Annotated in this window: 11 protein-coding genes and 2 riboswitches; of the genes, 7 read left to right on the top strand and 4 right to left on the bottom strand. The window is 66.3% G+C overall.

Annotated features, from left to right (window positions below):
• Positions 1 to 35 precede the first annotated feature (35 nt).
• From ACWGJ5_RS06305 to ACWGJ5_RS06290, 4 genes are all read right to left on the bottom strand, one after another.
• Positions 36 to 1,043, bottom strand: a complete 1,008-nt coding sequence (locus tag ACWGJ5_RS06305; protein WP_453308614.1) for an ABC transporter permease — start codon at positions 1,041 to 1,043, stop codon at positions 36 to 38.
• Positions 1,044 to 1,312: 269 nt separating this feature from the next.
• Complete coding sequence (locus tag ACWGJ5_RS06300; RefSeq protein ID WP_453308613.1) at positions 1,313 to 2,131, bottom strand: enhanced serine sensitivity protein SseB C-terminal domain-containing protein; 819 nt, start codon at positions 2,129 to 2,131, stop codon at positions 1,313 to 1,315.
• Between the two features lie 174 nt (positions 2,132 to 2,305).
• Entirely contained in the window at positions 2,306 to 3,097 is a 792-nt protein-coding gene (locus ACWGJ5_RS06295; protein ID WP_453308612.1) for an enhanced serine sensitivity protein SseB, read from the bottom strand.
• Between the two features lie 66 nt (positions 3,098 to 3,163).
• The gene (locus tag ACWGJ5_RS06290) at positions 3,164 to 3,808 is read right to left on the bottom strand and encodes an AAA family ATPase (RefSeq protein WP_453308611.1); all 645 of its coding nucleotides are present in this window, start codon (positions 3,806 to 3,808) and stop codon (positions 3,164 to 3,166) included.
• Positions 3,809 to 3,986: 178 nt separating this feature from the next.
• A riboswitch (glycine riboswitch) is annotated at positions 3,987 to 4,084 on the top strand.
• A riboswitch (glycine riboswitch) is annotated at positions 4,085 to 4,197 on the top strand.
• A gap of 44 nt (positions 4,198 to 4,241) precedes the next feature.
• On the opposite strand from ACWGJ5_RS06290, the gene gcvT reads away from it, so the two are divergent.
• The 7 genes from gcvT (at position 4,242) to ACWGJ5_RS06255 (ending at position 13,114) form a co-directional block, all read left to right on the top strand.
• Positions 4,242 to 5,369 (top strand): glycine cleavage system aminomethyltransferase GcvT, encoded by a 1,128-nt coding sequence (gene gcvT, locus ACWGJ5_RS06285; RefSeq protein ID WP_453308610.1) that lies wholly within the window; start codon positions 4,242 to 4,244, stop codon positions 5,367 to 5,369.
• A gap of 108 nt (positions 5,370 to 5,477) precedes the next feature.
• Positions 5,478 to 5,855: a glycine cleavage system protein GcvH gene (gene gcvH / locus ACWGJ5_RS06280; RefSeq protein ID WP_228625406.1), complete on the top strand. Its 378-nt coding sequence runs from the start codon at positions 5,478 to 5,480 to the stop codon at positions 5,853 to 5,855.
• Between the two features lie 14 nt (positions 5,856 to 5,869).
• A complete protein-coding gene (gene glyA, locus ACWGJ5_RS06275) occupies positions 5,870 to 7,138 on the top strand; it encodes a serine hydroxymethyltransferase (protein WP_453308609.1) in 1,269 nt (422 codons plus the stop codon).
• A 104-nt stretch (positions 7,139 to 7,242) separates the two neighbouring features.
• Positions 7,243 to 8,610 (top strand): L-serine ammonia-lyase, encoded by a 1,368-nt coding sequence (locus tag ACWGJ5_RS06270; RefSeq protein ID WP_453308608.1) that lies wholly within the window; start codon positions 7,243 to 7,245, stop codon positions 8,608 to 8,610.
• A gap of 413 nt (positions 8,611 to 9,023) precedes the next feature.
• Entirely contained in the window at positions 9,024 to 9,173 is a 150-nt protein-coding gene (locus ACWGJ5_RS06265) for a hypothetical protein (protein WP_453308607.1), read from the top strand.
• The gene (locus tag ACWGJ5_RS06260; RefSeq protein WP_453308606.1) at positions 9,170 to 9,610 is read left to right on the top strand and encodes a transposase; all 441 of its coding nucleotides are present in this window, start codon (positions 9,170 to 9,172) and stop codon (positions 9,608 to 9,610) included. Before ACWGJ5_RS06265 ends, ACWGJ5_RS06260 begins: the two co-directional genes overlap by 4 nt.
• A 300-nt stretch (positions 9,611 to 9,910) precedes the next feature.
• Positions 9,911 to 13,114, top strand: a complete 3,204-nt coding sequence (locus tag ACWGJ5_RS06255; RefSeq protein WP_453308605.1) for a metallophosphoesterase — start codon at positions 9,911 to 9,913, stop codon at positions 13,112 to 13,114.
• Positions 13,115 to 13,547: the final 433 nt, after the last annotated feature.

Here is a 13,547-nt window from a genome sequence, read left to right as displayed (position 1 = left end):
TGGCAGAGCTCACGGGACGCTTGGGGTACGGCACGTCAGCGGGAAGCCTTCGGGTCGAGCGCGTCTCGCACGCCGTCGCCGAACAGGTTGAACGCCAGCACCGTGATGAAGATCGCCACGCCCGGGATCACCATGTACATGGGGTCCGAGTCGTAGTAGTCGATCGCGCTCGAGAGCATCTGTCCCCAGGAGGAGGTGGGCGGCTTGACGCCCACGCCCAGGAAGCTGAGGGCCGCCTCGGTGAGGATGTTGGTGGGGATCATCATCGTCGTGTACACGATGATGGGCGCCACGAGGTTGGGCAGCAGCTCCTTGAAGAGGATGTAGAACTGCCCGGCGCCGAGAGAGCGGGCCGCCTCGACGTACTCGCGTTCGCGCAGCGAGAGCGTCTGGCCGCGCACGACACGTCCGATGTACGGCCAGCCGAAGAAGCCGATGACCAGGATCATCACGAACACACGCACGCCCGTGCCGGTGAGGCCCAGCATCTGGTTGGGCATGACGGAGACCAGCGCGATGATGAACAGCAGCTGCGGGAAGGCGAGCAGGCCGTCCATGATCCGGCTGATGAGCGAGTCGACCCAGCCGCCGAAGAAGCCCGCCAGGATACCGAGGACGGTGCCCAGGACGACGGCCACCACGGCCGACAGGAAGCCGACGAGCAGCGAGATCCGGGCGCCGTAGAGGATGCGGGCGAAGATGTCGCGGCCGTTGACCGGCTCCACACCGAGCAGGTGGTCGCCGCTCATGCCGCCCAGGGATCCCTTGGGCGTGCTGAAGAGCGGGTCGATCAGGCTCTGGTGGTACAGGTCCGGGTCCTGGCCCACGAGGTTCGTGATCACCGGCGCGAGCAGCGCGATCACGATGAGGAGAAGCACGACTATGCCGCCCGACAGGGCGAGTCTGTCCCGCTTGAGGCGTTCCCAGGCGATCCGTCCCAGGGACCGGCCCTGGACGGCCTTCGCGTCGGTGGCCGCGACCGCCGCTTCCTCGGCCGCACCCGGGGCCGCTTCCGCGGTCGGCTCGTGCAATGGTGCCGTCATTAGGCTGGGACCCCTCTCAACCGGCGGTAGCCGGCCCGCACTAGCCGCTGGTAGCGGCATCAAACAGTCCGTCGTACACAGGGGCGAACCCCTTGAAGGGGGAGTCTTCAACGCTGGCGCGATCAGCCGCCAGCCTTGACGGGGAATGGATGCGCAACCGTGATGCAAGCTGGCGTTTCCTGTTATGCGGACAGGAAATCGCGGCGACCGGACGGCGCCGGGTGGGACATAGGGGTGCGGCGAAGGTCTTTACGGGCGATATGCCCAGGTCAGTAGCCGCCGTGCACCGGTGGATAGCCGTAGCCGGCGGCCGGGGCCTGGGGGGAGGCCTGGAGTTGCGGCTGGGGCGGGGCCGCGTGGGCTTCGCGGTCGTAGAACGGCCGGGCGTTGGCCCGCATCCACATCACGACCGGGTCGTAGTCGTCGGTCATGGCGACCGTCGACACCGGCAGGCCCTCCGGGACCGCGCCGACGGACTGCTGCATCATCGCGCGCACCGAGTCGACCGCGGCCGGGGAGGTGTCGTACACGTCCAGGCCGATGGCGAGGTACGGCGCGCCGAGCGCCGGCTGCACCCAGACGCGCCGCAGGGAGCGCAGGGCCGGGGTGCGGTGCGCGTTCTGCGCGAGGAGGGCGTAGAACTGCGCGATCTCGATGCCGGGCTCGGTCAGCCGGAGGGGGCCCGCGGGCTGGCGGTCCAGACCCGTGGCGATGCGGCGCAGGTCCAGCCAGGGGATGCCGACGCCGCCGCCGGGGGCGTGCGGGTTGAGCCAGAGGCCGTAGTGGTCGGGGTAGAGGGTGCGGGCCACGTCCAGTCCCTCGACGACCTCGTACGACCGGTTCCAGCCGCTGGCCGAGAGTTCCTGGGCGGAGGTGACGCACGGGGCGTACTGGAAGCCGTCGACCTCCATGTTCCCGTACTGGGCGTCCGGGGAGCCGGCCTGGCCGTGCCACAGGAGCATCCAGATCTGGCCGGACGACGGGGTGGCAAGGGCGCGGAGCAGGGCCTCGTAGGCGTCGTAGCGGCCGGGGGTGACCTGGCGCAGCGTGTGTTCCACGCCGACGCTGCCGCTGTGGCTCGCGCTCACCTGTCGTGCCCTTCTTTTTGTGCCCCGGTGTTTGGAGACAGCTTATGCGCCTACTGGCCCGGGGCCCTGGGTGCGTGCACGGGTGCGGGTTGTGTGCGGCTGCTCGCGCCCACGCGGCGGAGCCGCATATCGGACACAGCCCCGCGCCCCTCAGGTTGCCCCTTGCGTCGGCTTCTAGTGGCCGTGCTGGTAAAAGGGACGGACGTTCGACCTCAGCCATTCGGACACCGGGTCGTCCGTCACGTCCATGAGGACCAGGTTGACCGGCCACTTGACCGGGACTTCGCCGAGGGCTCTGCCCAGGGCCTGCAGGGGCAGGGCGCGCAGGTCGCCCTCCCACTGGGAGAGCTCGACGCCCACGAACATCACCGGGTCGTCCGTCTCTACGGCGGCCAGGCAGCGGCGGGCGGTGAGGACCACGCCGGTCTCGGCGAACTCGGCGGACGCGGCGGAGAGGAAGTCGACCGGGTCGTCCTGCCAGTCGGGCTCGAAGAGGCGGACCCGGGCGCCGGTGTTCGGGCCGTCCAGCGGGGTACGGCCGGCCCGGCACAGCTCGGCCACCGCCGCGGGCGGGAGCGGGATGCCGACCAGCGCGTCGGGGTTGACCGCGAGGCCGACCTGCGGGGGCAGGCCGCGGGCGAACTCCACGGCGGGGGCGATGGTGTAAGCCATGTGGGAGCCGGCCGCCTGGCGCAGCTGCTCCTCGGAGCTGAACACCGGGACGTAGGCCTGGCCCTCGATGTCCAGCGCGGGCAGGTCGAGGGCGACGCTGTCCGGGCCACCGCCGTTGGGCAGCGGGATCCAGAGCAGGCTCCGGCCCAGCACCTCGATGATCCGGCCGGCCGCGGCGGGTATGCCGAGGGAGGCCGAGAGCACCTCCTCCAGTTCGTTGCCGGGCCAGCCGCCGTGCGGCTGGGGGTGCGCCTGTGCCGGGAAGTCCGCGGGAATGTCCGCTGGGAAGTCCATCTGCCTACCGCCTGCTGGGAACCACTGCTGTGACCATGAAGGCTATCGGGTGACCGTGACCGTGCCTCACCTCCTGAATGTGATCCGCCGCAGGCCGTCCGCCGCCGGGCGGTCCAGCAGCACGGCCGCGCCGCAGCCCGCGGGCAGCTCGCCACGCTCGACCGCGGCGAGCAGCCGGGCGGTCGTACGACGGTGGCGGCGGAAGGCGTAGGCGGAGACGCCCCGGCCGCGCTCGCGCTGGCCCTCTCGCGCGGTCTCGGGGGTGACGTCGAGCAGGAGCAGATGGAGGGTGCCGCCACGGCGGCGGGCCTCGCGGGCGAGCCAGGCACGCACCCAGGGCTGGGTGCCGCAGTCGTGCACGACGACGCCCTCGCCGGTGCGCAGGGCGCGGCGCAGGCCGGCGTAGTGGGCGAGGCGGACCAGGGGGCGGTAGAGGGCGTACGGGAGGGCGCGGGGCAGGCGGGCCGCGAAGCGGTCGCGGGTGTCCTGGGAGTCGATGCGGCGGCCGGCGACCGCGCGGCGCATCAGGGTGGACTTGCCGCTGCCGGGCAGGCCGGCCATCACGACCAGGTCGCGGGGGCCGAAGGCCAGGGCGCCGGGGCCGCGGCCGGTGCGGTCGCGCAGGTCGCGGACGCTCTGGTCCGCAGCGGTGCGTTGCCTCGGTACCGCAATGCCGGTGGCGACGGTGGCGTACAACGGGGTCCTGTTCACCGTGATCGTCCTCCCCCATGGGCTTGGCAATATTCATGCCCAGCAAATGTAAAGGGAAGGTAATGCACGGGGCCCGCTGGTTTCGTGCGCGTCCTGCCACAGCTCGGTTACAGATGCGGCCCTGACGGGCGGGGGTGCGGCGTGCAATGATGTGGCCGCCAACTGCATACCGGCCGTTTGAATCCGCGCGGGAGAGTTCCCAGCAGCCTTCGCTGGGACGCCGAAGGAGCAAGTCCCTCCCTTGAATCTCTCAGGCCCCGTTACCGCGCGGGCGAGGCACATCTGAAAAGCGGGCCGCTGCGACAGTGGCTCCACCCAAGGTGCAAGCCGTGATCGTCCCTGTGGCGGTCCTGGCGAACCTCTCAGGTTCCGATGACAGATGGGGAGGAACGTTCCTCGCCCGTCCTGCCTTTCCCTGGGAGACGACCGACCGATGAGCAGTACCGAACCCTCCGAGCTGCGCCACACCGCGCTCGATGCCCTGCATCGCTCGCTCGGTGCGACGATGACCGACTTCGCCGGCTGGGACATGCCGCTGCGCTACGGCTCCGAGCGCGACGAGCACATCGCCGTGCGGACGAAGGCGGGTCTGTTCGACCTCTCCCACATGGGCGAGATCACCGTCACCGGCGCCGGGGCGGCCGCGTTCCTGAACCACGCCCTGGTCGGCAACATCGCCTCCGTCGGCGTGGGCCGCGCCCGCTACACCATGATCTGCCGGGCCGACGGCGGCATCCTGGACGACCTGATCGTCTACCGGCTCGCCGAGACCGAGTACATGGTCGTGGCCAACGCCTCCAACGCCCAGGTGGTGCTGGACGCCCTCGCCGAGCGTTCCGCCGGCTTCGACGCCGAGGTGCGCGACGACCGGGACGCGTACGCGCTGATCGCCGTCCAGGGCCCGGAGTCCCCCGGCATCCTGAAGTCCCTCACCGACGCCGACCTCGACGGCCTGAAGTACTACGCCGGCCTGCCCGGCACGGTCGCCGGCGTCCCGGCCCTGATCGCCCGCACCGGATACACCGGCGAGGACGGCTTCGAGCTGTTCGTGCGGCCCGAGCACGCGGTCGAGCTGTGGCAGGCGCTGACCAAGGCCGGCGAGGGCGTCGGCCTGGTCCCCTGCGGCCTGTCCTGCCGGGACACCCTGCGCCTGGAGGCGGGCATGCCGCTGTACGGGCATGAGCTGACCACCTCGCTCACCCCCTTCGACGCCGGGCTCGGCCGGGTGGTGAAGTTCGAGAAGGAGGGCGACTTCGTGGGGCGCCAGGCGCTCACCGAGGCCGCCGCCCGAGCCGAGCAGAACCCGCCGCGGGTCCTGGTCGGCCTGGTCGCCGAGGGCCGCCGGGTGCCGCGCGCCGGGTACGCCGTCGTCGCCGGCGGCGAGGTGATCGGCGAGGTCACCTCCGGCGCCCCCTCCCCCACCCTGGGCAAGCCGATCGCCATGGCCTACGTCGACGCGGCGCACGCGGCGCCGGGCACCGAGGGCGTCGGCGTGGACATCCGGGGCAGTCACGAGCCGTACGAGGTCGTGGCTCTGCCGTTCTACAAGCGCCAGAAGTAGACACTGGACGCGGTCACCGTGTGACGCCGCGCACGTTCCGCTGTTCACCAGCGATCTCAGCAGTCCCCCCTTCAACAGCACTCCCGCGCGTACAGGAGAATTCAGGCCATGAGCAACCCCCAGCAGCTGCGCTACAGCAAGGAGCACGAGTGGCTGTCGGCCGCCGAGGACGGCGTGTCGACGGTCGGCATCACCGAGTTCGCGGCCAACGCGCTCGGCGACGTCGTCTACGCCCAGCTCCCCGAGGTCGGCTCCACGGTGACCGCGGGCGAGACCTGCGGCGAGCTGGAGTCCACCAAGTCGGTCTCCGACCTGTACTCGCCGGTCACCGGTGAGGTCACCGAGATCAACGAGGACGTCGTCAACGACCCGTCGCTGGTCAACTCGGCCCCCTTCGAGGGCGGCTGGCTGTTCAAGGTGCGCGTCGCGGAGGAGCCGGCCGACCTGCTCTCCGCCGACGAGTACACCGCCCAGAACGCCGGCTGAGGAGTCGTAGCCGTATGACCGTCCTGAACACGTCCCTGCACGAACTGGACCCGGAGATCGCCGCCGCGGTCGACGCCGAGCTCGGCCGCCAGCAGTCCACGCTGGAGATGATCGCCTCCGAGAACTTCGCGCCGCTCGCGGTGATGGAGGCGCAGGGTTCCGTCCTCACCAACAAGTACGCCGAGGGCTACCCGGGCCGCCGCTACTACGGCGGCTGCGAGCACGTCGACGTCGCCGAGCAGATCGCCATCGACCGGATCAAGGAGCTGTTCGGCGCCGAGTACGCCAACGTCCAGCCCCACTCCGGCGCCTCCGCCAACCAGGCGGCCCTGTTCGCCCTCGCCCAGCCCGGGGACACCATCCTCGGTCTGGACCTCGCGCACGGCGGCCACCTGACCCACGGCATGCGCCTGAACTTCTCCGGCAAGCAGTTCAACGTGGTCGCCTACCACGTGGACGCCGGGACCGGCCTGGTCGACATGGCCGAGGTCGAGCGCCTCGCCAAGGAGCACCGCCCGAAGGTGATCATCGCGGGCTGGTCGGCGTACCCGCGCGAGCTGGACTTCGCCGCCTTCCGCCGGATCGCCGACGAGGTCGAGGCCTACCTGTGGGTCGACATGGCGCACTTCGCGGGCCTGGTCGCGGCCGGTCTGCACGCCAACCCGGTGCCCTACGCCGACGTGGTCACCTCCACCACGCACAAGACGCTGGGCGGTCCGCGCGGCGGCATCATCCTCGCGCGCAGCAAGGACTTCGCGAAGAAGCTGAACTCGTCCGTCTTCCCGGGCTTCCAGGGCGGTCCCCTGGAGCACGTGATCGCGGCGAAGGCGGTCTCCTTCAAGGTCGCGGCCTCGGAGGAGTTCAAGGAGCGCCAGCGTCGTACCGTGGAGGGTGCCCGCATCCTCGCCGAGCGCCTGACGGCGGCGGACGCGCGCGAGGCCGGCGTGAACGTCCTGTCCGGCGGTACGGACGTGCATCTGATCCTCGTCGACCTGCGCGAGTCCGAGCTGGACGGCCAGCAGGCCGAGGACCGCCTCCACGAGGTCGGCATCACGGTCAACCGCAACGCGGTCCCGAACGACCCGCGTCCCCCGATGGTGACGTCGGGCCTGCGGATCGGTACGCCCGCCCTCGCGACCCGCGGCTTCACCGCCGAGGACTTCGCCGAGGTCGCGGACGTGATCGCCGAGGCGCTGAAGCCGTCCTACGACGCGGAGGCGCTCAAGGCGCGCGTGACGGCGCTCGCCGACAAGCACCCGCTGTACCCGGGCCTGAACAAGTAGGCCCGGACAAGTAGATCCCCGGTGGGGCACTCGTGAGGACAGTGCCGGAAGGTCCTGGCGGGCGCCCCACCACCCCCCTGTTTTTGCTGTCTTGAGGAGTGACCGTGGCCATCTCGGTCTTCGACCTGTTCTCGATCGGCATCGGCCCGTCCAGCTCCCACACGGTCGGCCCGATGCGCGCGGCGCGGATGTTCGCCCGCCGCCTGCGCAACGAAGGGCTGCTGGAAAAGGCAGCGACCGTCCGGACGGAGCTGTACGGCTCCCTGGGCGCGACCGGGCACGGCCACGGCACCCCGAAGGCCGTCCTGCTCGGCCTGACCGGCGACTCGCCGCGCACGGTGGACGTGGAGACGGCGGACGCGCGCGTGGAGGCGATCAAGGCCGAGGGCCGGATAGGTCTCCTGGGCGAACACGAGATCGCCTTCGACTTCGACAAGGATCTCGTGCTGCACCGCCGCAAGGCCCTGCCGTACCACGCCAACGGCATGACGCTGTGGGCGTACGACGCCTCCGGCGCGGAGCTGCTGTCGAAGACGTACTACTCGGTCGGCGGCGGTTTCGTCGTGGACGAGGACGCGGTCGGCGCGGACCGGATCAAGCTGGACGACACGGTCCTGAAGTACTCCTTCCGCACCGGCGACGAGCTCCTGCGGCTGACGAAGGAGACCGGCCTGTCGATCTCCTCGCTGATGCTGGAGAACGAGCGGGCCTGGCGCACCGAGGAGGAGATCCGCGCGGGCCTGCTGGAGATCTGGCGGGTGATGTGCGAGTGCGTCCAGCGCGGCATGTCCCGCGAGGGCATCCTGCCCGGCGGCCTGAAGGTGCGCCGCCGCGCGTCCGTCTCCGCCCGCCAGCTGCGCGCCGAGGGCGATGCACCGGCCCACGCCATGGAGTGGATCACGCTCTACGCCATGGCCGTGAACGAGGAGAACGCGGCGGGCGGCCGGGTCGTCACCGCGCCCACGAACGGCGCGGCCGGCATCATCCCGGCGGTTCTGCACTACTACATGAACTTCGTGCCGGGCGCCGACGAGGACGGCGTGGTGCGCTTCCTGCTGGCCGCGGGCGCGATCGGCATGCTCTTCAAGGAGAACGCCTCCATCTCCGGCGCCGAGGTCGGCTGCCAGGGCGAGGTCGGCTCCGCCTGCTCGATGGCCGCGGGCGCCCTTGCCGAGGTCCTCGGCGGCTCCCCGGAGCAGGTCGAGAACGCCGCCGAGATCGGGATGGAGCACAACCTGGGCCTGACCTGCGACCCGGTCGGCGGCCTGGTCCAGATCCCGTGCATCGAGCGCAACGGCATGGCCGCGGTCAAGGCGGTCACCGCGGCGAAGATGGCCATGCGCGGCGACGGCTCCCACAAGGTGTCCCTGGACAAGGTCATCAAGACCATGAAGGACACCGGCGCGGACATGAGCGTGAAGTACAAGGAGACGGCCCGGGGCGGGCTCGCGGTGAACATCATCGAGTGCTGAGGGGGAGGGCCCTGACCAGCGCGTTCGTGTCTTTCGGCGCTGTCGGGGCCTTCCCTGCTTACGCTGCGGAAAGTCCCTGGAAACTCCCTGGGACAGGTGTGAAAGTCCCTGAAAAGTCCCTGGCCCGTCCCAGACGAACGACGCCGTTTCGGTCGGCACGGGGCGGCGTTGCCGACACCCGCGCTCTTGAGACAGCCAGAAGTCCAGAGACACTGGGACCCGCTGTTGTCACCCCGTGTTGGACCGCCCAGGAGGCCCTAATCCCTTGTTAAAGCGTTCCAAGAGAGCGGTAGCTCCAGGAGCGTTCGAGTGCCGGACCGCGACACCTCGTGGCTGCCAGGCGGGCAACGCCTCGCTTTGGACAGCGTGCGCGGTCCTGGTGCTACCCCGGCTTCCGGCTGAAGGCCGCCCGTGTGCTGGACCTGTACGCCCGCACCTGGCAGGACCGGACGCTGGGCGAGGACGAGTACGTCATCAGCGCGGACGAATGGACTTCCATCCAGGCCCGCTGCCGCTGCCACCCCACCCTCGCCCCCGGCCAGGCCCGTGCCATGCGCGTGTGAGCAACACCTACAGCCGCGGCGGCGCAGTGGCCTGCCTACCTGGCCGCCTACGACGTCCACGCCGCACGGGTGTCCGGCCGCACCGAGCCCAGACCGGCGTCGACCCGTTCATGAACCTGGTCGCCCAGGTCATGACCCAAGAGCCCTACGCCAGCGCGAAACGCGTGTGCTGGATCGTCGACAACCGCTCCTCCCACCGCGGGCAGAAGGCCGCCGACCGGCTGTCGGCCGCGTTCCCGAACGCGGCGATGGTCCACACCCCGATGCACGCCTCCTGGTTGAACCAAGTGGAGATCTACTTCTCCGTCGTGCAACGCAAGGTCGTCTCGCCCACTTCACCGACCTCGCCCAGGTCGGGGACCGGCTCCGAGCCTTCGAAGACCGCTACAACGCCACGGCACAGCCGTTCCAGTGGAAGTTCACCACCTCCGACCTAGACGACCTGCTGGCCAGGCTCGACCAGCACACCGCCGGCCGACACGAAGAATCCTCGCCGCGCCGACAGCATGATCAACCCTCGAAGGATTTACGGCGTCGACCACTAAGAGATCACGTGACGGGCGAGGTGGGACCGCTTCCCGGAGGTGAGGTCGGTACGGCCTCGGCCGAACGCGCAGGCAGGGGCGCTCAGGCGTAAAATAGTGTATCTCCAGTGAGGACTCCTTCCACCCAACCATTTGGGCGTGTGAATACACCACGCCGAGCCGACGAATTGGGCCTTACGCGGGGAGGCAGCCATGCGTCTACTGCACTTGAGCGATCTACATATACGCTCAACTTGGGAGGCGGACCAAAACAGGGTAATTTCTGCATTCCTGCGAGACCTCGGGAAACAATGCGAGGATCGACCTGTCGATGTCGTAGTTTTTAGTGGAGACTTGGCTTTCAGCGCGCACGCGGATCAGTATCAGTTCGCCGAGCAACACCTTTTGGCCCCCATAGAAGAGGTCACGGGCGTTCCGAGGGATCGGATTATCCTAGCTCCAGGGAATCACGACGTTGACATATCAAAGATCGACCGATTCTCGGAGCAGGGACTGCAAAGTCTTCTCACAAGTCGTGATGCAGTCAATGCACTCCTTGACGATAGAGACTCCCTGACAAAACATATTGAGCGCCTGGGGCCATGGCTAGAGTTCCAGGAACGGTACTACGATGGATGTAGTATCTCCCGAATTTCGCCGCTTGTTACAGTTCACAATTTCTTGGTCGGGGACGTGACAGTCGGAGCCGCGTCCCTCACGTCTGCCTGGAGGGCAACAGGAGCTCCCAATGATGGGGATCTGACTCACCTACTGGTAGGCGATCGGCAAGTATCCGAAGCCGCCCAAGCCGTGAGCGGAGCCGATTTCCGCATCGCAGTCATGCATCACCCGATTAACTGGTTGGCAGTGTTCGATCAAATGGACGTGAAACGTGAGCTGACCAAGAACTTCCACCTACTCTGTACTGGTCACATACACGTTGACGATCCCCAAGCGGTCCATGCGGCCTTGGGAACGATGATCCACAGCGCCTCAGGCTCCATGTACCACTCGCGGGATTACCTCAACTCTTTCTCGATCCTTGACATAGATGCACAGAGAATGGACGGGACGATATCTGTGCGCAGCTACTGGGATTCCCGCGATGACTTCGATGCCGCCTCGAACGTGGCACCAAACGGAATCGTCCGGATCAGCTTCGAACCGGTAGTCGACAAGTCGGAACTCCCTGAAAGCCGGTTCGCCCCTGCAGACCTAGCCGCAGAGGCACTTGTTGAGTCCGTACGAGAGAAAAGCATGCTCACCAGCCCTGACATCGACAACCGCACAATGAGCGAGCTGCTAGTTCCCCCTGTTTTCCTCCCCCTACCCGTAGACCAGTATATTTCCGCCAAAGACCTCAAAAACGGGATCGAGCTTGAGCGTGCAGACATTCGGTCGGACTTCGCGGGCACGAATTTCTTCCTTATCGTAGGGGAAGAGTCCAGCGGCCTCACGAGCGCGCTTCAGTGGCTGACCTATGAAGCTTACGCCATGGACAACCAGCTTGCACCGATTTTGATAGACCATAGAGCGGTTGGATCTGGGCAATCAGGTATTGTTGCGGAAATCCGGAAAAAACTCGCACTAGCTGGGATTCCAGCGTCTCCAAAGGATCTGGTTCCACGACTTGCGCTCGCCGTCGACAACATAGACCTAAGCCGACCTAAGTCCCTGGCACGGCTCCTGGAACTCATCAGGCAAGGCCAGCAGAGCAAGCTCTTTTTGGGATGCCGGCGTTCAGACGAGCCTGAAATTACGCGTGCTCTCTCTCAACTCTCAGATACCGCTCTGACGAGATACCTCGGAAATTTTGGCAGGCGAGAGCTTCGAGGTCTGATCGAACTTGTTGCACCCGAGAACCCCGAGGACGTCATGAAGTCGGTTCTTGCGTTGCTTGATCGAGAGAAGCTACCGAGAACGCCTGGAATGATGGCCGCCTTGGTGTCCATCATCGCAAACGATCAAACATGGAGTGCCGGAACGAACGATACAGCCGTGCTCGAAGCTTACGTAGGAATGCTATTGGGGCGAGGAGACATCGCCGAGGATCTTCGTTTCCAAATGGATTACCGAGACCGGCAGCATATTCTGTCAGCGTTGGCTGAAAAGCTAATCAGAGAGAACACGCAGGCGATCAACCGGGTCGATGCTGAAGGATTCTTGTTCACCTACTTCCAGAGCCTAGGGTGGTCCGAGCCTCCCGGATCGGTACTTGACTCCTTCGTCTCCAGGCGCGTGCTCAGCGAAAACAGGGGCAGCATAAGATTCAGACATCCTTCGCTCCTATCCCTTCTTGCTGCCCAAGGAGCAATGGATTCTGTGGGATTTCGCGATTGGATCCTTCGTGATCCAATCGGAAATTCCCAGATAATTCGGCATGCTGCGGCCCTGCGTCGAAGTGACCGGTCCTTGTTGCAGAAGGTTAGCGAGACCTTCAAAGACGTCCGATCGCAAATGGAATCAGCTGGCCAGGACCCTTTTACGGTGATGGCATGCGCGGAAGGGTGGGCGGGGCAGGAGCAGTATGAAAGCCTCGTCAAAAAGGTTTGGCCCTTCAGTGACGATAACGAGCAAAATATCCCCTTGCCCGATCGAGAAGATGAAGCATTCACGGACGCTCTCGACGCTATCGACGCTATAACGATGGCCGTCTCGAAGCAACCCGACGAAATTTGGGTAAGGTCCCAGCTGCAGACTTACTCTGCGGCTCTTTCCCTCGCGTCTTCGACACTTAGCAACAGCGAACTTGTTCAAGATACTTCCCTAAAGGCTGAAGTTCTCCGAGAAATCTTGAACGGGTACGCAGTCTATGCGGCTCTCCTATCGGGCGATGAATCGCTGAAGGAGTTCATCTTGGAGGCTCCAGGTAGTTTTTCTGAAGATAGTGGTCTAACTTCCTCTCAACTGGACGAGATACGTGAAAGGATCACTCTCTTTGCCCCCGTCTTCTCGGCGTGGTATGCGATGTCCAAACGGCTTGCGAGTAACAAGCTGACCGGGTTGGTTGAGGATGCATTGCAAGATCCAGCCTTCTCCGAAGACCCTGGGCAGGCTCTCATGGGAACGCTGCTCGCGCACCTGGTCGGAGTCAAGAACTGGGCACAGTATGCAGAATCGCTGTTGGTACGCCATGGTGACCGTCGCGTGGTAATTGAGACTCTCCGGGCCTTTGCAACGATCTCCTACCTAGCTCCCGACTGCGGCCAGCAGGAGTCGGTGCAGCTGGAATCACTGCTCGCCGAGATCGCTGTGCGAAATATTCAAATTCCGCGTAATTACCCTTACAGAGAAGATAAGGCGCGATTCAACCCAGGATCTGCCAAAGCCAGACTAGTTAGAGACCTCAGGGGTCGCCGCTCCCGACTAATGGCAGCTAGCCGTGTAGCGGTTGATCCGTTTGGTAACTTGATCTGACCTCACTGACAAGGGGATCGCTCATGGTTAGTGCTGCAAGAGGAAAAACTCCCCTCCAATGACAATCGGTGTTGTCGGAGCCGATTGCGTGGCAGTGTCTGGTCGGTATCAGTAGCCCGGCGGAGTGCGGAGCATGGGGCGATCACCAAGATGAGGCCCGGCAGTCTCTGACGCCGCATGCTCCGCGTCCCAGACCGCTCCGCCGTGCAGCAGCGCCATCCAGTCGGCGCAACGCCCCACACCCGCTAATACGGGCGGGCCGGTCACACTCCAGAAGGCCCTGGCATCCGGTCACAGAGTTCCGTCCTCAAGCAGGACCCCAATCGCGTCCTCTTGGCGGCGCAGGACCACCCGTCCGTCACCGTCGCTGTAGGCCACGAGCTGGGCCCCGGGGTCCAACCCGGCCTCTGCCAGAACCCCCAGGGGGATCTCA

The organism is Streptomyces sp. NPDC054783 (assembly GCF_053611725.1).
Note: the sequence above shows the minus strand (reverse complement) of the source record. Positions and strands in the feature narration are given on the sequence as shown.

What these genes read in the sequence shown, in the direction of transcription:
- glyA (WP_453308609.1), top strand. Translation starts at nt 5,870, where the DNA reads ATGACCGTCCTGAACACGTCCCTGCACGAACTGGACCCGGAGATCGCC.
- gcvH (WP_228625406.1), top strand. Translation starts at nt 5,478, where the DNA reads ATGAGCAACCCCCAGCAGCTGCGCTACAGCAAGGAGCACGAGTGGCTG.
- gcvT (WP_453308610.1), top strand. Translation starts at nt 4,242, where the DNA reads ATGAGCAGTACCGAACCCTCCGAGCTGCGCCACACCGCGCTCGATGCC.
- ACWGJ5_RS06255 (WP_453308605.1), top strand. Translation starts at nt 9,911, where the DNA reads ATGCGTCTACTGCACTTGAGCGATCTACATATACGCTCAACTTGGGAG.
- ACWGJ5_RS06305 (WP_453308614.1), bottom strand. Translation starts at nt 1,043, where the DNA reads ATGACGGCACCATTGCACGAGCCGACCGCGGAAGCGGCCCCGGGTGCG.
- ACWGJ5_RS06295 (WP_453308612.1), bottom strand. Translation starts at nt 3,097, where the DNA reads ATGGACTTCCCAGCGGACATTCCCGCGGACTTCCCGGCACAGGCGCAC.